This is a genomic window from Aquabacterium sp. T101, assembly GCF_057219775.1.
Map to the genome: position 1 here is coordinate 24,604 of NZ_JBXVVZ010000010.1, position 20,660 is coordinate 45,263.

The following is a 20,660-nucleotide window of genomic DNA, read 5'->3' on the forward strand; positions in this document are numbered from 1 at the left end:
GCATGACCGAAGCCGCAACCCCCGCGCCGCAGCGCTGCGGCCTCGTGGCCATCGTCGGCCGTCCCAACGTCGGCAAGAGCACGCTGCTCAACGCCCTGGTGGGGCAGAAGATCAGCATCACCTCCAGCAAGCCGCAGACCACGCGCCACCGCATCACCGGCGTGCGCACCGAGGGGGCGGCCCAGGCCGTGTTCGTCGACACGCCGGGCTTCCAGACGCGCCACGGCAATGCGCTCAACCGCAACCTCAACCGCACCGTGCGGGGTGTGTTGGCGGACGTCGACGTGGTCCTGTTCGTGGTCGAGGCCGGCAAGTTCACGCCCGACGACGCCAAGGTGCTGGCGCTGCTGCCCGAGGACAAGCCGGTGCTGCTGGTGGCCAACAAGCTCGACGCCGTGCACCGGCGCGACGACGTGCTGCCCTGGCTGGCCACGATGCGCGAGCGGCGCGACTTCGCCGAGTTCGTGCCGCTGAGCGCCACCCGCGACGCCGACGTGGCACGGCTGCTGGGCATCCTCGCGCCCTACCTGCCCGAGCAGGACTGGTTCTACGACGAGGACATGCTCACCGACCGCAGCGAGCGCTTCCTGGCCAGCGAGCTGATCCGCGAGAAGCTGTTCCGGCTCACCGGCGACGAGCTGCCCTACAGCTCCACCGTCGTGATCGACAAGTTCGAGGAGGAGGAGGGCGCCTCCGCCGGCCCGCTGCGGCGCATCGCGGCCACCATCGTGGTCGAGCGCGAGGCGCACAAGGGCATGATCATCGGCGAGGGCGGCGAACGCCTGAAGCGCATCGCCAGCGAGGCGCGCCAGGAGCTCGAGCGCCTGCTGCAGGCGCGCGTCTTCCTCGAGATCTGGGTCAAGGTGCGCGCCGGCTGGGCCAGCAACGAGGAGCATCTGCGCAGCTATGGCTACGAGTGACGCCGACGGGCGCGGGGCGCGCTTCGACGCGTTCCTGTCGCGCGCCTGGGCCGACCACGCGGACCATCCCGAGGCGGTGGCCGAGCGCCTGCGCACCGACACCCCCGAACCCGCCACGCCGGCCCAGGTGGCGGCGCTGGCGCGCCTGGTCACCCACCTGCTGGGCGAGCATCTCGGCCGCTTCGACGATGCGGACTGGCGCCTGACCGGCCTGGCCGGGCATCGCCTGGCGCGCGACCCGGTGGCCGCCTCCGAGCTGCGGGTGTCGCGGGCCGTGCTGGCCCTGGCCAGGCCACGCCCTGGCGCCGAGTCGAGGCTGTCGCCGGCCGAGCGCGTGCGGGCCCGGGGGGCGGCGGCCGCGCTGTGCCTCGGGCGCGGCGAAGTGGAGCGCGCGCAGGGGTTCCTCGCGGCGGCGCGCGCCGAGCTGGGCCGCATGCCCGCCGCCGGCCCGGTCGAGCACCGACCGCTGGCCGTCGCCTGCAACAACATGGCGTGGGAACTGCACGACCGCGGCGCCGCGCGTAGCGCCGACGAGACCGCCGCGATGCTCGAGATCGCCGCCGCCAGCCGCGAGCATTGGGCCGCGGCGGGCACCTGGTTCGAGGTCGAGCGTGCCGACTACACCCTGGCGCTGGCGACCCTGTCGGCCGGGCGTGCCGACGAGGCACTGCGCCATGCGGCCCAGTGCCTGGCCGCCTGCATCGCCCACGATGCGCCGCCCTACGAGCTGTTCTTCGGTCACGAGGCGCTGGCCCGGGTGCAGCATGCGCGCGGCGACGCGGCGGCCTTCGTCCATCACCGCCAGGCGGCGCAGTCGGCGTTCGAGCAGCTCGACGCCGACGGCCAGGCCGGCTGCCGGGGCACGCTCGACACGCTGCTCGCCCTCGCGGCGCCCGCATGAGGCCGCGCGCCGCCGCGGCGGCCCAGGCCGCCTACGTGCTGCACCAGTACGACTGGAGCGAGTCGAGCCAGATCGTCGACCTGTTCACCCGCGAGGCCGGGCGCGTGGTGGTGGCGGCACGGGGCGCCAAGCGGCCGACCTCGCAGCTGCGCGCGGTGCTGATGCCCTTCCAGCGCATCGCCGTGTCGGTGTCGGCATCGCCACGCGACGAGTCGTCGGCCGAGGTGCGCAACCTGCGCAGCGCGGAATGGGGCGGCGGCACGCCCGTGCGCGGCGGCGACGCGCTGCTGTCGGGCTTCTACCTCAACGAGCTGCTGCTGCGCCTGCTGGCGCGCGACGACCCCCATCCGCTGCTGTGGGACGCCTATGCCGCCACGCTGGCCCGCCTCGGCGGCGGCGACGAGGCGGCGGCGCTGCGCGCGTTCGAACTGGTGCTGCTGGCCGAGACCGGTCACCTGCCGGACCTGTCCCGCGTCACGGCCACCACCGAGGGTGTTGCCGCCGGGCGGCACTACCTGCTGCGGCCGGAAGCGGGCCTCGTGACCGCCAGCCCGGACACCCCGGGCGGCCTGGACGGCGCCGTCTGGAGTGCGCTGCAGGCGCTCGTGGCGTCGCGCGACCTGGACGCCCTGCGCGCCGCCTGCGTCGGCTGCGAAAGCGCGCTGCGGCGCCAGCTGCGGCAGTGCCTTGCGTACCATCTGGCCGGCACCACGCTGCACACGCGCGAACTGGTGCGCGACCTCCAGACCCTGTCCAGCCCCCGATGAACCCGCTGATCGCCCCCGAGCCCCCGCACCGTCACGCGCTGTGCGCACTGTCGGTCAACGTCAACAAGGTCGCGCTGCTGCGCAACACCCGGCACCTGGGCATCCCCAGCGTCGTGCGCGCGGCCACGGCCTGCCTGGAGGCCGGCGCCCAGGGCATCACGGTCCATCCGCGGCCCGATGGCCGGCACATCCGGGCGCAGGACGTGGCCGACCTGGCCGCGCTGCTGGCCCGGTGGCCCGAGGCCGAGTTCAACATCGAGGGCAACCCGTTCGACAACCTGATGGACTTCGTGCGCGAGCACCGGCCGCACCAGGCCACCTTCGTGCCCGATGCGCCGGGCCAGTTCACCAGCGACCACGGCTGGTCCGTCGCCGACCTGCCGCGCGTGGCGCCCCTGGTGCGTCAGGCGCGCGACCTCGGTGTGCGCGTCAGCCTGTTCGTCGACCCGGACCCGGCCGCCATGGCCGCGGTGGCCGCCATCGGCGCGCACCGCGTGGAGCTCTACACCGAGCCCTATGCGGCGGCCTGGGGCACCGCGGGGCAGGCCGCCGAACTGGACCGCTACGCCGCCACCGCGCGCGCGGCCCTGGCCGCCGGGCTGGGCGTCAACGCCGGCCACGACCTCAACCGCGACAACCTCGGCCCCTTCCTGCGTGCCGTGCCCGGCGTGCAGGAGGTGTCGATCGGCCACGCGCTCATCGCCGACGCCCTGGAACTCGGCTATGCGGCCACCGTGCGCGAGTACCTCGCCTGCATCCGCGCCGCGGGTGCCGCGGCCTGATCGCCGAATCGGGCTACGCTCGCGTCCTGCCCGCGCCCGGCCTGCCGACACTCCCCTCCCCATGATCGAACAGTCCCCCCTCATCATCGACATCGCCGGCCTGGAGCTCGACGCGCGCGACCGCGAGCGCCTGGCGCACCCGCTCGTCGGCGGCCTGATCCTGTTCGCCCGCAACTGGCGCGACCGGCGCCAGCTCACCGAGCTGACGGCGGCCATCAAGTCGATCCGCGACGACCTGCTGATCTGCGTCGACCACGAGGGCGGCCGCGTGCAGCGCTTCCGCACCGACGGCTTCACCCACCTGCCGCCGATGCGCCAGCTCGGCCGCCTGTGGATGGACGACGGCAAGGGCGCGCCGGGGTCGGGCGCGATGGCGGCCACCGACGCGGCCAGCGCCTGCGGCTTCGTGCTGGCCAGCGAGCTGCGCGCCTGCGGCGTGGACCTGTCCTTCACGCCGGTGCTCGACCTCGACCACGGCCCGTCGGGCGTGATCGGCGACCGCGCCTTCCACCGCGACCCGCGGGTCGTGACGCTGCTGGCCAAGAGCGTGATGCACGGCCTGCTGCAGGCCGGCATGTCCGCCTGCGGCAAGCACTTCCCCGGCCATGGCCATGTGGCCGCCGACTCGCACACCGAGGTGCCGGTGGACCGGCGCAGCCTCTCCGCGCTGCTGGCCGACGATGCCGCCCCGTACGGCTGGCTGTCGACCACCCTGCCCAGCGTGATGCCGGCGCACGTGATCTATCCGAAGGTGGACGCCCGGCCCGCCGGCTTCTCGCGGCGCTGGCTGCAGGACGTGCTGCGCGACCGGCTCGGCTTCACCGGCGCGATCTTCAGCGACGATCTCAGCATGGAAGGCGCGCGCCGCATCGACGGTCGCGAGGTCGGCTATGCCGACGCCGCGGTGGCGGCCCTGGAGGCCGGCTGCGACATGGTGCTGCTGTGCAACCAGAGCGTGGCCGACGGCGGTCGCGCGGTCGACGCGCTGATCGCCGGTGTCGAGCGCGCCGTGGCCGACGGGCGCGTGGTCACGTCGCACCTCGCGCAGGCGCGGCGCCTGGCCCTGCTGCCGCGCGCCGAGCCGCTGCCCTGGGACGACCTGATGCACGACCCGGCGTACCGCCAGGCGCTCGAACGCCTGCCTTCGGCCGGATGAGCGACGACGTCTCGACCCCCACCGAGCTGCCCCGCGACAGCGAGGCGCGGCGCCGGCTGCAGATGGCCGACATCGCGCGGCTGGCGGGCGTGTCGGTGTCCACCGTGTCGCGGGCGCTCAACGGCAGCCACCTCGTCAATACCGAGACGCGCGAACGCATCGCCACGCTGGCGCGCGAACTCAACTACAGCATCAACCTCGGTGCCAAGAACCTTCGCCTGCAGCGCACGCAGACGATCGCGGTGGTGATCCCCTACGACAGCGTGTCGCGGCAGCACGTCACCGACCCGTTCTTCCTGTCGATGCTGGGCAGCCTGGCCGACGCCATCACCGACCGCGGCTACGACATGCTGCTGTCGCGGGTGGACGCCGAGCGGCTGGACACCGCGGCGCGGCTGATCGATTCCGGCGTCGCGCTGGGCGTGGTGATCATCGGCCAGTGGCGCCACCACGACCAGCTCAATGCGATGGCCGCCCGGCGCCTGCCCATCGTGGTGTGGGGCGCGCAGCTGCCGCAGCAGCTGTACTGCACCGTCGGCGGCGACAACGTGCGCGGCGGTGCCGTCGCGGCCGAGCACCTGCTGGCCCAGGGCCGGCGCCGTATCGTGTTCCTGGGCGATCCCCAGCTGCCCGAGGTGGGACATCGCTTCGACGGCTACCGCGCGGCGCTGGCCGCCGCCGGCGTCGCCGCGCAGCCGGCGCTCGAACTCGCGGTGCCGTTCGAGCCCGGGGCCGCGCGCGACGCCGTGGCCGCGCTGGTCGACCACGGCGTGCCGTTCGACGCGGTGTTCGGCTGCTCCGACCTGCTGGCCATCAGCGCGATGCAGGTGCTGCGCGAGCGCGGCATCGACGTCCCCGGGCAGGTGGCCGTGGTCGGCTACGACGACATGTCGCTGGCCACCTATTGCGACCCGCCGCTGACGTCCGTGCACCAGCCGGTGGCCGATGCGGCGGTCGAGCTGACCGACGCGCTGCTGGCGATGCTGGAGGGCCAGTCGGTGGCGCCGCGCACCCTGCCGGTGTCGCTGGTGGTACGCCGCAGCTCCGCCGCCTGACGGTTCGGTCCGGGCGTTTGCATTCGATTGCATTGAACTGTTTGTTCCTGCCTGAAACACTGGTGTTTCCACTGGATGCAATCGATTGCAAAGATCGCAGAATCCCGGACGTCGAACCCGGGCCTGAGTGTCCGCGTCGCACAGCCCGTCCGCGTGTTGCACCCATAAAGAGGAGACTCCCATGTCCCGTTGCCCGCAAGCCCTGAAGCCCCTGGCCATGGCCGCGTCGCTGGCCGTGCTGGCCCTGTCCGCCGCCCACGCCCAGACCGCCGCGGCACCCGCCGCCCCCGCCAAGGAAGGCGAGGCCGACAAGAGCGGCTCGCTCAACCTGGAGCGCATCGTGGTCACCGGGACCACCACGGCCCGGACGAAGATGAAGCAGAGCGTGTCCGTCAGCACGCTCGACCCGGACCAGATCCAGAAGTCCGGCGCCGTCAGCGCGGCCGAGGTGCTGCGGTCCGTGCCCGGCATCCGCTCGGAGTCCAGCGGCGGCGAAGGCAACGCCAACATGACCGTGCGCGGCGCGCCCATCTCCGCCGGCGGCTCGCGCTACCTGCAGCTGCAGGAGGACGGCCTGCCGGTGATCCTGGTGGGTGACATCTCCTTCGGCACCGCCGACCAGTTCGTGCGCGCCGACGGCATGGTCGAGTCGATCCAGGCCATCCGCGGCGGGTCGGCGTCGACGCTGGCGACCAACTCGCCTGCCGGCATCGTCAACTTCATCACCAAGACCGGCCGCGACGGCGGCGGCAGCGCCGGCCTGACGGTCGGCCTGGACCACAACCACGCGCGGCTGGACTTCGACCTCGGCGCGCGCCTGGGCCCGAAGACCCGCTTCCAGATCGGCGGCTTCCAGCGCATCGGCGAAGGCGCGCGGCCGTCCAACGTCACGCTCGAGGACGGCGGGCAGCTGCGCATGAACCTGACGCAGGACTTCGACGGCGGCTACCTGCGCCTGTCGTTCAAGCACCTCGACGACAAGACGCCCACCTACCTGCCGGTGCCGGTGCGCCTGTCGGGCAACTCGATCCAGGCGATCGCCGGCGTGGACCCGCGCACCGCGTTCTTCATCAACAGCAACCTGGCGCAGGACCGCACCTACGACAAGAACGGCAACCTCGTCACGTCCAATCCGTCCGACGGCCTGGCGGTGAAGAACACGTCCTTCGGTCTCGAACTGCAGGCCGACGTCGGCAACGGCATCACGCTGACGCAGCGCCTGCGCCGCAGCGCGATCGACGGCCGCTTCATCGGCGCGTTCCCGGCCGGCGCGGCGCCGACCGACCCGGCCAACGGTGCCAACACCTACACCGGCACCGTGCCCGCGTTCTCGATGCACCTGTTCAACACGTCGCTCGACGACATGGGCAACGTGTTCAGCGAGACGCGCCTGGCCCGCACCTTCGACCTCGGCGGCGGCGCCAAGCTCACCGGCACCGGCGGCCTGTTCTGGGGCAAGCAGTCGATCGCGCAGACCTGGTACTGGAACCGCTACACCGTCGAGCTCAAGGGCGAGGGCGCGCGCTACCTCGACAACGCGGGCAACCCGAGCACGGTGCCCACCGCGCCGGCCACCCAGACCTGGGGCGGCTGCTGCGTGCGCGCCATCGACGTCGACATCACCGCCGTGGCGCCGTTCGCCGCGCTCACCTACGACGCCGGCCCGCTGTCGCTGGACGCGAGCGTGCGGCGCGACCGCCAGCGCGCCTCGGGCTGGCAGCTGTTCGACAACACCCCCGGCGCCAATGGCCAGTTCACCGGCTGGAACGACGCCGGCCGCACCAACGTCAGCTACTCGACCTCGGCCACCTCGTACTCGTTCGGCGGCAACTACGAGTTCAGCCGCGCGATGGCAGCGTTCGCCCGCTACAGCAAGGGCTCGTCGTGGGCCTCGCCCGACCGCACCATCTGGGACGCGGCCGTGGCCGGCGGCAGCCAGCCCTACCCGGTCAACGAGCTCAAGCAGATGGAAGTGGGCCTGAAGCTGCGCCAGGGCGCGTTCAACGGCTTCTTCACCTTCTTCGACGCGAAGACCAAGGAGGACGGCGGCTTCGAGGTCACGACGCGCCAGTACCTGAAGGACAGCTACAGCGCGCGCGGCATCGAGGCCGAGCTGGCCTGGCGCGCCGGCGCCTTCGCGGTGAACGGCGGTGCCACCTGGACCCGCGCCAAGATCACCACGCCGGGCGCCAACAACGGCAACAAGCCGCGCCGTCAGGCCGACTTCGTCTACCAGGTCACGCCGAACTACACGCTCGGCGCGTTCGAGTTCGGCGCCTCGGTCGTCGGCACCACCAAGTCGTACGCCCAGAACGACAACCAGGTCGTGCTGCCGGCCTACGTGGTGGTCAATCCGTACGCCAGCTACCAGCTGTCGGACAAGCTGTCGCTGTCGCTGTCGATCAACAACGTGTTCGACAAGCTCGCCTACACCGAGGCCGAAGGGCAGGGCAACCTGACCAACAACCCGCTGTACGTGGCCCGCGCGCTGAACGGCCGCAGTGCCAAGGCGACGCTGCGCTACGCGTTCTGACCCTGGCGCATCACGCCGGCGCGGCGCGGGCCCTTCCGCGTCGCGCCGGTTCCGAGCCTGCCGTGCCGCAACGCCGCCCGACGACCCCGATGCCCGCCGCACGCCCGACGCGTCCGGTGCTGGTGCTGGGCGAGGCCCTGGTCGACCGCTTCGCCGACGGCGTGGTGGTGGGCGGCGCTCCGTTCAACGTGGCGCGCTCGCTGTCCGCGTTCGGCGTGCCCACGACGATGGTCACCCGCATCGGGCGGCATGACGACGACGGAGCCCGCGTGCTGGACAGCGCGCTGCGCTTCGGCCTGCACGACGCGGCGATCCAGCGCGACGACCTCCGGCCCACGGGCGTGGTCACCGTGGTCGAGCGCGACGGCCAGCACCGCTTCCAGATCCACGACGACGCGGCCTGGGACCATCTCGACCTGCACGAGGCGCAGCGCGCGCTCGCCTGGTCGGCGCCGCGCATCGTCTACTTCGGCACCCTGGCCCAGCGCCACCCGGTGTCCGCGCAGGCCATCCGCACGCTGCTCGACCGCACGCCGGCCCTGCGCTACCTGGACCTGAACCTGCGCGCGGGGCAGGACAACCGCGACATCGCCGCCCAGTCGCTGCAGCGCGCTGACTGGGTCAAGGTCAACGACGACGAGCTGCGCACGCTGCTGGTGTGGTTCGCGCCGTCGCTCGACGCCGCCACCGACGACGACAGCCCGGCGATGCGCGAGGGCGTGAGGCTGCTGATGGACCGCTTCGCGCTGTCGCGCCTGATCGTCACGCGGGGCGAGCGCGGCTATGCGGCCTACGACGCGCGCGCGCGTCGCATCGCCTGTGGTTCGGCGTATCCCGTGGGCCGCGTGGTGGACACGGTCGGCGCGGGCGACGCCTTCAGCGCCGCCTGCCTCGCGCTGCTGTCGGCCGGGCGCCCACTGAAGGCCTCGCTCGACGCGGGCAACCGGTACGCCGCGGCCGTCTGCGGCGAGCGCGGCGCCTTGCCCGAAGATCAGGCGTTCTTCAGGGCCTGGCGCGTCGCGCTCGGCCTGCAGCCCGCGGCCCGCACCGGCGTGCCGCACCCCCTTTGCGCCGAGGCCGTCCGATGAGCACTTCCGTCAAGCCGCACCTGTCGTTCTGGCAGATCCTGAACATGAATGTCGGCTTCTTCGGCATCCAATTCAGCTTCGGCCTGCAGCAGGCCAACATGAGCCCGATCTACGCCTACCTCGGCGCGGACGAGAGCAAGCTGCCGCTGCTGTGGTTGGCCGGGCCGGTCACCGGCCTGCTGGTGCAGCCCATCGTCGGCGCGATGAGCGACCGCACCGTGTCGCGCTGGGGCCGGCGCACGCCGTACTTCCTGATCGGCGCCATCCTGTGCAGCCTGGGGCTGCTGGTGATGCCGTTCTCGCCGACGCTGTGGTTCGCCGCCGGCCTGCTGTGGATCCTGGACGCGGCCAACAACGTGACCATGGAGCCGTATCGCGCCTACGTCAGCGACCGGCTCGAGCGGCCGCAGCACTCGCTGGGCTTCCTGACCCAGAGTGCCTTCACCGGGCTGGCCCAGACCCTGGCCTACCTGGCACCGTCGATCCTGGTGTTCCTGGGCATGAACAAGGACGCCGTCAACGCGAACAACATCCCGCACATCACGGTGGCGGCGTTCCTCGTGGGCGCGCTGCTGTCCTTCACCACGGTGTACTGGTCGATCAAGACCGTGCCCGAGCTGCCGATGTCGGACGCCGAGAAGGACGCGCTGCGCGCGCGCCCGCGCGGCATCGCCGCCACCTTCTCCGACATCGTGGTCGCGTTCCGCGAGATGCCCGCCACCATGCGCCAGCTGTGGTGGATGAAGCTGTTCCAGTGGTACGGGATGATGTGCTACTGGATCTACATCGTGCCGGCGCTGGCGCGCACCATGTTCGGCACGTCGGACCCGACCTCGCAGGGCTTCCGCGACGCGAGCCTGCTCAACGGGCAGATCGGCGGCTTCTACAACTTCGTGGCCTTCGTCGCGGCCTTCGCGATGGTGCCCTTCACGCGCCGCCTCGGCGCCAAGCCGGTGCACGCGGTGTGCCTGGTGCTGGCCGGCATCGGCATGTGGGCGATCCCGTCGATCCGAGACAAGGCGTGGCTGTTCGTGCCGATGATCGGCGTGGGCCTGGCCTGGGGCTCGATCATGGGCAACCCGTACGTGCTGCTGGCCGGCAGCATCCCGCCCGAGCGGGCCGGCGTCTACATGGGCATCTTCAACATGTTCATCGTGGTGCCGATGCTGATCCAGATGGTGACGCTGCCGCTGTACTACCAGTCGCTGCTCGGCGGCGACCCGGCCAACGTGATCCGGCTGGCGGGCACGCTGCTGATCGTCGCCGCGGTCTGCGTGCTGTTCGTGCGCACCGCGCCCGAGAAACCCACCGCATGAAGAACCAGGTCCAGCTCATCACCTACGTCGACCGCCTCGGCGGCGGCGGCCTGAACGATCTCGCCGCGCTGATCGGCCGGCCCGGCGCGCCGCTGGGCGGCGTGTTCGGCGGCGTGCACCTGCTGCCGTTCTTCCATCCGATCGACGGCGCCGACGCCGGCTTCGACCCGATCGATCACACGCAGGTCGACGCGCGGCTGGGCACCTGGGCGGACATCCGCGCGCTGTCGCAGCACGTGGACGTGATGGGCGACGTGATCGTCAACCACGTGTCGTCGCAGTCGCCGCAGTTCCTCGACTGGTCGGCGCGCGGCAGCGCGTCGCCCTACGCCGGGCTGTTCCTGACCCTGGGCTCGGTGTTCCCGGACGGCGCCACCGAGCGCGAGCTGCTCGCCGTCTACCGCCCGCGCCCGGGCCTGCCGCTCACCTATGCCACGCTGGCCAATGGCGAGAAGAAGGTGCTGTGGACCACCTTCACGCCGCAGCAGCTCGACATCGACGTGCGGCACCCCCAGGGCCGCGCGTATCTCGACAGCATCCTGGACACCTTCGCCGCCAGCGGCATCCGCATGGTGCGGCTGGACGCGGTGGGCTACGCCATCAAGCAGCCGGGCACGAGCTGCTTCATGATCCCGCAGACCTTCGACTTCATCGACGAGTTCGCCGCGCGCGCGCGCACGCGGGGCATCGAGGTGCTGGTGGAAGTGCACTCCTACTACCAGCGCCAGATCGAGATCGCGCGCCGGGTCGACTGGGTGTACGACTTCGCGCTGCCGCCGCTGGTGCTGCACGCGCTGTTCTTCGGCACGTCGGCGCCGCTGCGGCGCTGGATCGGGCTGCGCCCGGCCAACGCGCTGACCGTGCTCGACACGCACGACGGCATCGGCATCATCGACATCGGCGCCGACGCGGCCGACCGCGAAGGCCACCCCGGCCTGGTGCCGCCCGACGAGCTGGACCGCCTCGTCGAGCGCATCCACGTCAACAGCCGCGGCCAGAGTCGCCAGGCCACCGGCGCGGCCGCGTCCAACCTGGACCTGTACCAGGTGAACTGCACCTTCTACGACGCCGTGGGGCGCGACGACGCGGCCTACCTCGTGGCGCGCGCGATCCAGTTCTTCCTGCCCGGCGTGCCCCAGGTGTACTACGTGGGCCTGCTGGCGGGCGAGAACGACATGGCGCTGCTGGCCCGCACCGGCGTGGGCCGCGACATCAACCGCCACCACTTCTCGCGCGACGAGATCGACGCCGCGCTGGAGCGGCCGGTGGTGCGCGATCTGCTGGCGCTGATCCGCCTGCGCAACCGGCACCCCGCCTTCGACGGCACCTTCGAGCTGCTCGACGGCGACGACGGCCAGCTGTCGATGCAATGGACGGCCGGGCCGCACCGGGCCCGGCTCGACGTGGACCTGAAGCGCCCCGGCGGCACCTTGCAGTGCGAAGGGCCGGACGGTCCGCAGCAGATCAGCTTTAGCGCCTGAGCGCCACCGGGGCGGTGCCCCGGCCCGCGCTCAGGAGGCCGCGTTGTCGAACGGCAGGCGGATCTGGGACAGGTCCTTCTTCGTTTCCACCAGCACCAGCGGGCCGTCGTCCAGCACCACGGGCGGCTTCGGCTGGCGCGGCACGTGCACGGGCTTCGGCTCCGCCGCCATCGCGGCCTGCACCGCGCGCACCTTGTCGCTGTCGGAGTGCACCCATTCGAGGCCGGCAGCACTGGCCACCGCGTTGAGCGACTCGATCGGCAGGGCATAGGGCTGCGCGCGGGTCGCGGCCTGCGGCACCACGATCGGCTGCGACGGGGCCGGCGCCGCGGCGCGAACGGCCGGCGCGACCGGTGCAGTGGCCACCGGCGCGGGCTCGGGCGCTTCGTCGGCTGCGGATGCAACCGTCGCCGGCGCGGCGACCTGCGCCATCGGCTCGTCTGCGGCGGCAGGGGCAACGCCCTCGGCGGACGCGGCCTGCGCCTCGTCGTCGAAGCCGTTGGCGGCGGCGTCCGCGCTGCCGTCGTCGAGCGTGCCCTGGGCGTCGGCGCCCGCGCCCTCGCCACGGTTGCGGCCACGGCCCCCGCGACGGCGGCGGCGGCGCGCGCCCTCGCGATCGGTGCCGTCACCCGCGGCCAGCGCTTCGGCCGGCGCGGCGTCCACGCCGTTGCCCAGCGGCACGGTGTCGATCAGCGGCTGCACCGGCGCGACGGCGTCGCCCTCCGGGCGGGCCGCCGCACCGTCCTGGCGCCGGCTGCCGCCTTCGCCGCGGGCCGGGCGGCCGTCGCGACGGCCCTCGCGGCCTTCGCGCGGCTCACGGTTCTCGCGCGGCTCACGGTTCTCGCGCGGCTCACGGGCTTCACGCGGCTCACGGTTCTCACGCGGCTCGCGGGCCTCGCGCGGTTCACGGTTCTCGCGCGGCTCGCGACCTTCACGGGACTCGCGGCCCTCGCGGCCCTCGCGTCCTTCACGCCCTTCGCCTCGTCCTTCGCCGCGACGACCGCCGCGGCGTCCTTCGCGGCGGCCTTCGCCGCCGCGCTCGCCACGTTCACCGCGCGGGCCGCGGCCGTCGCCACGTTCCTGGCCCTTTGCGCGGGTCTCGGCCGGGGCCGACGCGGCGGCCGGTGCCGCCTCGGGCTCGGCGCCGCCGAACAGCTTGCGCACCCACGAGAAGAAGCCACCGCCGGGCGCAGCGGCCGGCGCGGCCGGCGTCGGCGCGGGTGCGACGGGCGCCGCCGCCATCGGCGCCGGGGTGGGCGCGGGGGCGGGCGCCGCGATGGGCGCGGGCTGGTCGGGCAGCACGCCCTTGATCACCGGCTCCTGCTTGGCCTTGGCCTTCTCGCGCCGCGTGATGCCGACCTCGTCGTCCGGCTCCTCGATCATGGTGTAGGAGGCCTTGAACGCGTCCAGGCGCGGGTCATCGTGGCGCAGGCGCTCGAGCTTGTAGTTCGGCGTCTCGATGTGCGGGTTGGGGATCAGCAGCACGTTGACGCGCTGCTTGAGCTCGATCTTGGTGATCTCCGAGCGCTTCTCGTTGAGCAGAAAGCTGGTCACTTCCACCGGCACCTGCACGTGCACCGCGGCCGTGTTGTCCTTCAGCGCCTCCTCCTGGACCATGCGCAGGATCTGCAGCGCGCTGCTCTCGGTGTCGCGGATGTGGCCGGTGCCATTGCAGCGCGGGCAGGTGATGTGGCTGCCCTCGCTCAGGGCCGGGCGCAGGCGCTGGCGGCTCAGTTCGAGCAGGCCGAACTTGGAGATCGAGCTGTACTGCACGCGCGCGCGGTCGTACTTCATCGCCTCGCGCAGGCGCTGCTCCACGTCGCGCCGGTTCTTCGACTCCTCCATGTCGATGAAGTCGATCACCAGCAGGCCGCCCAGGTCGCGCAGGCGCATCTGGCGCGCGATCTCGTCGGCGGCCTCGAGGTTGGTGCGGGTGGCGGTCTCCTCGATGTCGCTGCCGCGCGTGGCGCGGGCGGAGTTGACGTCGATCGACACCAGCGCCTCGGTGTGGTCGATCACGATCGCGCCGCCCGAGGGCAGGTTGACCGTGCGGCTGAACGCGGTCTCGATCTGATGCTCGATCTGGAAGCGCGAGAACAGCGAGGCGTCGTCGCGGTAGCGCTTGACCTTGGACGCCGACTCCGGCATCACATGGTTCATGAACTGCTGCGCCTGATCGTAGATGTCGTCGGTGTCGATCAGGATCTCGCCGATGTCGGCGGTGAAGTAGTCGCGGATCGCGCGGATCACCAGCGACGACTCCTGGTAGATCAGGAACGCGCCCTTGCCGGCCTTGGCCGCGCCGTCGATCGCGTCCCACAGCTTGAGCATGTAGTTCAGGTCCCACTGCAGCTCGGCGGCGGAACGGCCGATGCCGGCGGTGCGGGCGATCAGGCTCATGCCCTTGGGGTAGTCGAGCTGGTCGAGGTTTTCCTTCAGCTCCTCGCGGTCCTCGCCCTCGATGCGCCGGCTGACGCCGCCGCCGCGCGGGTTGTTGGGCATCAGCACCAGGTAGCGGCCGGCCAGCGACACGAAGGTCGTCAGCGCCGCGCCCTTGTTGCCGCGCTCTTCCTTCTCCACCTGCACCAGCAGTTCGGTGCCGTTGGAGATCACGTCCTGGATCTTGGCGTCCCGCACCGAGACGCCCTCCTTGAAGTACTGCTTGGAGATCTCCTTGAACGGCAGGAAGCCGTGGCGGTCCTCGCCGTAGTCGACGAAGCAGGCCTCCAGCGACGGCTCGACGCGCGTCACCACCGCCTTGTAGATGTTGCCCTTGCGCTGTTCGCGACCCTCGATCTCGGTCTCGAAGTCCAGCAGTTTCTGGCCATCGACGATGGCCAGGCGACGCTCTTCCGGCTGCGTCGCGTTGATCAGCATGCGCTTCATGTCTCGTGTTCTCCAAACATCGACTCGTCACCGATGCAAGAGAAGCGCAAGCCCCACCAAGGAATCGCCCTGGACCGAGGCCGCGCGAAGCGTCGCTGGGATCAGCGAGTCAGCGCGGCTGCGGCGTTGGCGCGTGCGTGGCAGCCGATGCGGCCCCTGCGTCGCGCACGGCCGACCGGCCGCGCGACGCATCGTGTGCGGCGCGGCATGGGGTCAAGGCGGGCGGGAACGTCATGGTCCGGAGGGCTGGACGCGGACGCCGGTCGATGGGTCGGCCGGCGCCGTAAACCTTGTTCTGCTTTTCGCGGCCGGCTTGGGCGCCGACCGAGGGTTGGATTCGCGTTTCTCTGCCACCCGCGTCGCGCGGCTGCCGGGTCTCTTCGGGACCGCGGCCCGCGGCGCGTTGCGGGAGTTGCATCACCTCCACGCGCGCTCTCGATGCCCCGCTAAACTCTCAGCGAATCAAGCACTTACGGCGCACACGTGGACGGACCGATTATAGGGGCGAACGCCGGGGCCACGCGCCGCGCCCCCGCCGAACGTGCAAATCCCACGGTGCGGCGGCTGGTGGTGGACGAAGGCAGCGCCGGCCAGCGGCTGGACAACTTCCTGCTGCGCGAGCTCAAGGGGGTGCCCAAGACCCACGTCTACCGGGTGATCCGCTCGGGCGAGGTGCGGGTCAACAAGGGCCGGGCCGGGGCCGACACCCGGCTGGCGCTGGGCGACGAGGTGCGGGTGCCGCCGGTGCGCACCGCCGAACGGCCGGACGCGAGCGCGGCGCCGGCGCGCGAATTCGCGGTGCTGCTCGAGGACGACCACCTGTTGGCCATCGACAAGCCGGCCGGCGTGGCGGTGCACGGCGGGTCCGGCGTGAGCTTCGGCGTCATCGAGCAGCTGCGCCGGGCGCGGCCCGCGGCGCGCTTCCTCGAACTGGTGCACCGGCTCGACAAGGAGACCTCCGGCGTGCTGCTGCTGGCCAAGAAGCGCTCGGCGCTCACCGCGCTGCAGGACCAGTTCCGCGAGCGCGGCACCGTCAAGATCTACGCCGCGCTGGTCAACGGCGCGTGGCCGGCGTCGAAGAAGGTGATCGACGTGGCCCTGCTGCGCACGCTGGACGCGCGCGGCGAGCGCCACGTGAAGGCCGTGGCCGAGGGCCACGACGAGGCGCGGCGCTCGATCACCCTGGTCAAGGTGGCGCAGCGCCTGCCGGCGCACACGCTGCTGGACGTGACGCTCAAGACCGGCCGCACGCACCAGATCCGCGTGCACCTCGCCCACGAGGGGCACCCGATCGTGGGCGACCCCAAGTACGGCGACTTCGCCGCCAACCGCGACATGGCGCGCGGCGAACACCGCTTCGCGCGCATGTTCCTGCACGCGCGGCACCTCGCCTTCGACCATCCCGCCGGAGGCGCCCGCGTCGCCCTCGACGCCCCGCTGCCGGCCGAGTGCCTGCGGCTCCTCGACGCACTGGCCCCCGCACGATGAGACCTCGCCGCTTCGACCTGATCGTCTTCGACTGGGACGGCACCCTGTACGACTCCACCGCGCTGATCGCGCGCTGCATCCAGGCCGCCTGCCGCGACGTCGGCGCACCCGAGCCGACCCTGTACGACGCGTCCTACGTGATCGGCCTCGGGCTGGGCGACGCGCTGCGGCACGTGGCGCCGGGGCTGCCCGAGTCGCGCTACCCCGAGCTGGGGGCGCGCTACCGCCACCACTACTTCTCGCGCCAGCACGAGCTGAGCCTGTTCGCCGGCACGCTGGAGATGCTGCAGGCGCTCAAGCAGCGCCACCACTGGCTCGGCGTGGCCACCGGCAAGGGCCGGCGCGGCCTGGACGAGGCGCTGGCCCACGCCCAGCTCAAGGGCGTGTTCGACGCCACCCGCACCGCCGACGAGACCGCCTCCAAGCCCAACCCGCTGATGCTGATGGAATTGATGCGCGAGTTCGGCGTCGAGCCCGGGCGCACGCTGATGATCGGCGACACCACGCACGACCTGCTGCTGGCGCGCAACGCCGGCGCGGCCGGCGTCGGCGTGGCCTTCGGCGCGCACCAGCACGAGACCTTCGCCGAGTACGCGCCGCTGCACGTGGCCCATTCCACGCGTGAGCTGCACGACTGGCTGGTGGCCCATGCCTGACTCCGTCGCGCCGGCGGCCCCCGTGCCGCAGTGGCTGTGCCGCAGCGAGGACCTCGCCGAGCGCGGCCGGGGCGTGGGCTTCGACGTCGTGCTGTGGCGCCAGCCGGCGCGCGGCTTCGCGCTGCGCATCGACGGCCGCGTGGTGGCCTACATCAACCGCTGCTCGCACGTGCCGACCGAGCTCGACTGGACCCCGGGCGAGTTCCTCGACGCCGAGCGCCGCACCATCGTCTGCGCGGTGCATAGCGCGCAGTACTCGCCCACCAGCGGCGCCTGCCTCGGCGGGCCCTGCGGCCGCGGACGGCTGATGCCGGTGACCGTGTCCGAGCAGGACGGTCAGGTGCATTGGTATCCTTCCCGCGACATCGCACCGGTGGCCTTCGACGGCCCCGGCGCCGCCGACCCGGCGCACACGGAGCCCCCGACCCCATGAACCCTTCCGACGATCCCGCGTCCTCGCAGCTGCCCGACGCGCACCCGCCCGGCGCCGATCCGAGCGCCGCCTCGACGCCCGGCCGGGCCGCCGCCGCCGTGGCCGGCGCCGGCCCCGGGCTGGACACCACCCTGCAGCGGCTGGCTCAGGACATGCTGCGCGACCGCCGCGCCGAGCGGCGCTGGCGCGTGTTCTTCCGCCTGGCGTGGCTGGGCGTGGCCCTGGCGCTGATGTGGGCCCTGTTCGTGGCGCGCACGCATGTCGCGGCGCCCGGCGGCCCGCACACCGCGCTGGTGGAGGTGCAGGGCGAGATCGCGCCCGACACCGAGGCCAGCGCCGAGCGGCTCGTGTCGGCGCTCAAGAGCGCGTTCGAGGACAAGGCGGCGCAGGCCATCGTGCTGCGCATCAACTCGCCCGGCGGCAGCCCGGTGCAGGCCGGCATCGTCAACGACGAGATCCGGCGCCTGAAGGCGCTGCACGGCAAGAAGGTCTATGCCGTGGTCGAGGAGGTCTGCGCGTCGGGGGCCTACTACATCGCGGTGGCCGCCGACGAGATCTACGTCGACAAGGCCAGCCTCGTGGGCAGCATCGGCGTGCTGATGGACGGCTTCGGCTTCACCGGTACGATGGAGAAGCTCGGCGTCGAGCGCCGCCTGCTCACCGCCGGCGAGAACAAGGGCATGCTCGACCCGTTCTCGCCGCAGAACGCCCAGCAGACGGCCTATGCCAAGGCCATGATCGACCAGATCCACCAGCAGTTCATCGCCGTCGTCAAGCAGGGCCGCGGCAACCGACTGAAGGAGAACAAGGACACCTTCTCCGGCCTGTTCTGGAACGGCGAAGAAGCGGTGCGCCTGGGCCTGGCCGACAAGGTGGGCAACATCGACTACGTGGCGCGCGAGGTGATCAAGGCCGAGGAGATCATCGACTACACGCCGCACGACAACATCGCCGAGCGCTTCGCCAAGCGCTTCGGCGCGGCCGTGGGCCACGGCGCGGTCAAGGCGCTGCGCGAGCTCGCGCCGATCCGATGAGCACCGCGGCACGCCAGGCGCACCCGCCGCAGGGCCACCGGCCGTGAGCGACCCCACCGACGCCCTCGGCCCGCTCGTGTCGGACCGCATGGCGGTGCTGCCGCAGTACCTGCTGCCCAAGCAGGCGCTCACGCGCCTGGCCGGCGAGCTGGCGGGCGCGCGCGGCGGGGCGCTCACCACGCGGGTGATCCGCTGGTTCATCGACCGCTATCGCGTCAACATGGCCGAGGCCGCCAACCCGGACCCGGCGGCCTACGCCACCTTCAACGACTTCTTCACCCGCGCGCTGGCACCCGGCGCGCGGCCGCTGGCCGACGCGGCGCTGGTCAGCCCGGTGGACGGTGCCGTGAGCCAGCTCGGCCCGGTGCACGGCGACGCCATCGTGCAGGCCAAGGGCCACACCTACACGGTGCAGGCGTTGGTGGGCGGCGACCCGGCGCTGGCGCGCCCGTTCCTCGGCGGCCACTTCGCCACGCTGTACCTCAGCCCGAAGGACTACCACCGCATCCACATGCCGTGCGCCGGCCGCCTGCGCCGCATGATCCACGTGCCGGGCGACCTGTTCTCGGTGAACCCCACCACGGCGCGCGGCGTGCCGGGGCTGTTCGCGCGCAACGAGCGTGTCGTGTGCCAGTTCGACGGCGAGCACGGTCCGTTCGTGCTGGTGCTGGTGGGCGCCACCATCGTCGGCAGCATGGCCACCGTGTGGCACGGCGTGGTGAACCCGCCGCGCCCGGGCGCGGTGCGCGACTGGCACTACGACGGCGAGCAGGCGGTGCCGCTGGAGCGCGGCGCCGAGATGGGCCGCTTCCTGCTCGGCTCCACGGTGGTGCTGCTGTTTCCGCCCGGGCCGCTGGCGTTCAACCCGGCGTGGCGGCCGGGCAGCCCCATCCGCATGGGCGAGGCCATGGCCTCGCGCGCCGGCTAGGGTTCAGCCGAACAGGCCCGGGGCCCGCACCGGGTCGGCAGCGTCGCTGTAGAAGCAGCCCGGGCACACCGCGCGGTAGCGGTCGTTGCCGCCGATCAGCACCTGCTCGCCGGCATCGACGCGGCGGCCCTGCCCGTCGATGCGCAGGTTCATCGACGCCTTGCGCGCGCAGGCGCAGATGGTCTTCATCTCCTCCAGGTCGTCGGCCAGCGTCAGCAGCTCGGCGGCGCCGGGGAAGGCGCGGCCCTGGAAGTCGCTGCGCAGGCCCCAGCACAGCACCGGCACCCGCTCGCGGTGCGCCAGCCGGTGCAGGTCGCGCACCTGCGCCGGCGTCAGGAACTGCGCCTCGTCGATCAGCACGCAGGCCGGCCGCACGGGGTCGCCGTCGAGCAGCCAGCCGGCCTCGAACACGGTGTCCGCGCCGAAGGTCTCGACCTGCCGGGACAGGCCCAGGCGCGAGCCGATCACGCCCGGGCCGCCGCGGTCGTCCAGCGCGGCGGTGAACAGGCGCACCCGCATGCCGCGCTCCTCGTAGTTGTGCGCGGCCTGCAGCAGCGCCGTGCTCTTGCCGGCGTTCATCGCCGCATAGCGGAAGTACAGCTTGGTCACGGCCGTGCGCGCCCTTCGGGCCGGCGGGCGGTCATGCCCCCGGGATGCGCAGCAGCTGGCCCGGATAGATCTTGTCCGGATGCTTGAGCATCGGCTTGTTGGCCTCGAAGATCAGCGGGTACTTGTTGGGGTCGCCATAGAACTTCTTCGCGATCTTCGACAGGTTGTCGCCGCTGACCACGGTGTGCCACTGCGATTCCGGCTCGGGCGCATTGACCACCAGCATGTCGTTGACGGCGCCCACGCCGGCCACGTTGCCGCAGCACAGCAGCACCTTCTCCTTCGTGGCCTGGTCGGGCACGGTGCCGGAGACGGTGACGGTGGCGCTGGCCGCGTCGAAGGCCACGTCCAGGCCGTCGACCGGCAGGTTCTGGGTGCCGATGTAGGTGGCGATCGCCTGCCCGGCCGTCGCGTTCAGCGCCGCGAGGTTCTCCGCGGTGGGGGCCGCCTCGGCCGCCTTGGCTTCCTTGCCGCCGAACAGCTTCTCGCCGGCTTCCTTGATGAAGGTCATCAGGCCCATGGGGTGCTCCTGGGGTTGGGGGAAGCCCCATCCTAGCGGCGCGCCGGGCGGGCGGCGTGACAGGGCGCGTCGGCGCACAATCGACCGCGTCACGCGCCCCCCGCGTG

At 72.3% G+C, this 20,660-nt stretch carries 18 protein-coding genes; 15 read left to right on the forward strand and 3 right to left on the reverse strand.

The window, feature by feature from the left end:
- The first annotated feature begins 2 nt into the window (after nt 1–2).
- The 10 genes from era to gtfA all read left to right on the forward strand — a co-directional run bounded on the left by era (nt 3) and on the right by gtfA (nt 11,999).
- Nucleotides 3–920, forward strand: coding sequence for a GTPase Era (era, locus tag AC2EAQ_RS18185; RefSeq protein ID WP_484645851.1), 918 nt, complete (start codon nt 3–5; stop codon nt 918–920).
- Nucleotides 907–1,821 carry a hypothetical protein gene (locus AC2EAQ_RS18190; protein WP_484645852.1) on the forward strand — a complete coding sequence of 305 codons (915 nt, stop codon included), beginning with the start codon at nt 907–909 and terminating at the stop codon, nt 1,819–1,821. Before era ends, AC2EAQ_RS18190 begins: the two co-directional genes overlap by 14 nt.
- A complete protein-coding gene (recO, locus tag AC2EAQ_RS18195; protein ID WP_484645853.1) occupies nt 1,818–2,588 on the forward strand; it encodes a DNA repair protein RecO in 771 nt (256 codons plus the stop codon). Before AC2EAQ_RS18190 ends, recO begins: the two co-directional genes overlap by 4 nt.
- Nucleotides 2,585–3,370 (forward strand): pyridoxine 5'-phosphate synthase, encoded by a 786-nt coding sequence (locus AC2EAQ_RS18200; RefSeq protein ID WP_484645854.1) that lies wholly within the window; start codon nt 2,585–2,587, stop codon nt 3,368–3,370. The genes recO and AC2EAQ_RS18200 overlap by 4 nt, the downstream gene beginning before the upstream one ends.
- 61 nt (nt 3,371–3,431) lie before the next feature.
- On the forward strand, nt 3,432–4,526 hold the full coding sequence (gene nagZ / locus AC2EAQ_RS18205) for a beta-N-acetylhexosaminidase (protein ID WP_484645855.1): 1,095 nt from the start codon (nt 3,432–3,434) through the stop codon (nt 4,524–4,526).
- Nucleotides 4,523–5,581 (forward strand): LacI family DNA-binding transcriptional regulator, encoded by a 1,059-nt coding sequence (locus AC2EAQ_RS18210; protein ID WP_484645856.1) that lies wholly within the window; start codon nt 4,523–4,525, stop codon nt 5,579–5,581. The genes nagZ and AC2EAQ_RS18210 overlap by 4 nt, the downstream gene beginning before the upstream one ends.
- A gap of 181 nt (nt 5,582–5,762) precedes the next feature.
- Nucleotides 5,763–8,114, forward strand: coding sequence for a TonB-dependent receptor domain-containing protein (locus tag AC2EAQ_RS18215; protein WP_484645857.1), 2,352 nt, complete (start codon nt 5,763–5,765; stop codon nt 8,112–8,114).
- Nucleotides 8,115–8,203: 89 nt separating this feature from the next.
- Nucleotides 8,204–9,202: a PfkB family carbohydrate kinase gene (locus tag AC2EAQ_RS18220; RefSeq protein WP_484645858.1), complete on the forward strand. Its 999-nt coding sequence runs from the start codon at nt 8,204–8,206 to the stop codon at nt 9,200–9,202.
- Entirely contained in the window at nt 9,199–10,518 is a 1,320-nt protein-coding gene (locus AC2EAQ_RS18225; RefSeq protein WP_484645859.1) for an MFS transporter, read from the forward strand. The genes AC2EAQ_RS18220 and AC2EAQ_RS18225 overlap by 4 nt, the downstream gene beginning before the upstream one ends.
- Nucleotides 10,515–11,999, forward strand: a complete 1,485-nt coding sequence (gtfA, locus tag AC2EAQ_RS18230; RefSeq protein ID WP_484645860.1) for a sucrose phosphorylase — start codon at nt 10,515–10,517, stop codon at nt 11,997–11,999. Before AC2EAQ_RS18225 ends, gtfA begins: the two co-directional genes overlap by 4 nt.
- A 30-nt stretch (nt 12,000–12,029) precedes the next feature.
- Here the strand turns inward: gtfA and AC2EAQ_RS18235 are convergent, their stop codons facing one another.
- Nucleotides 12,030–14,885 (reverse strand): Rne/Rng family ribonuclease, encoded by a 2,856-nt coding sequence (locus AC2EAQ_RS18235; protein ID WP_484645861.1) that lies wholly within the window; start codon nt 14,883–14,885, stop codon nt 12,030–12,032.
- 555 nt (nt 14,886–15,440) lie between these two features.
- Here AC2EAQ_RS18235 and AC2EAQ_RS18240 point away from each other — a divergent pair.
- From AC2EAQ_RS18240 to asd, 5 genes are all read left to right on the forward strand, one after another.
- A complete protein-coding gene (locus AC2EAQ_RS18240; RefSeq protein ID WP_484645862.1) occupies nt 15,441–16,373 on the forward strand; it encodes an RluA family pseudouridine synthase in 933 nt (310 codons plus the stop codon).
- The gene (locus AC2EAQ_RS18245; RefSeq protein ID WP_484645863.1) at nt 16,370–17,029 is read left to right on the forward strand and encodes an HAD family hydrolase; all 660 of its coding nucleotides are present in this window, start codon (nt 16,370–16,372) and stop codon (nt 17,027–17,029) included. Before AC2EAQ_RS18240 ends, AC2EAQ_RS18245 begins: the two co-directional genes overlap by 4 nt.
- Complete coding sequence (locus tag AC2EAQ_RS18250; RefSeq protein ID WP_484645864.1) at nt 17,022–17,462, forward strand: Rieske (2Fe-2S) protein; 441 nt, start codon at nt 17,022–17,024, stop codon at nt 17,460–17,462. Before AC2EAQ_RS18245 ends, AC2EAQ_RS18250 begins: the two co-directional genes overlap by 8 nt.
- Complete coding sequence (locus AC2EAQ_RS18255) at nt 17,459–18,496, forward strand: S49 family peptidase (protein WP_484645865.1); 1,038 nt, start codon at nt 17,459–17,461, stop codon at nt 18,494–18,496. The genes AC2EAQ_RS18250 and AC2EAQ_RS18255 overlap by 4 nt, the downstream gene beginning before the upstream one ends.
- A gap of 76 nt (nt 18,497–18,572) precedes the next feature.
- A complete protein-coding gene (gene asd, locus AC2EAQ_RS18260) occupies nt 18,573–19,424 on the forward strand; it encodes an archaetidylserine decarboxylase (RefSeq protein WP_484645928.1) in 852 nt (283 codons plus the stop codon).
- A 3-nt stretch (nt 19,425–19,427) separates the two neighbouring features.
- Here the strand turns inward: asd and AC2EAQ_RS18265 are convergent, their stop codons facing one another.
- Both AC2EAQ_RS18265 and lysM read right to left on the reverse strand, forming a co-directional pair.
- Nucleotides 19,428–20,033, reverse strand: a complete 606-nt coding sequence (locus AC2EAQ_RS18265) for a thymidine kinase (protein ID WP_484645866.1) — start codon at nt 20,031–20,033, stop codon at nt 19,428–19,430.
- Nucleotides 20,034–20,064: 31 nt separating this feature from the next.
- Nucleotides 20,065–20,553, reverse strand: coding sequence for a peptidoglycan-binding protein LysM (lysM, locus tag AC2EAQ_RS18270; protein ID WP_484645867.1), 489 nt, complete (start codon nt 20,551–20,553; stop codon nt 20,065–20,067).
- Nucleotides 20,554–20,660 lie beyond the last annotated feature (107 nt).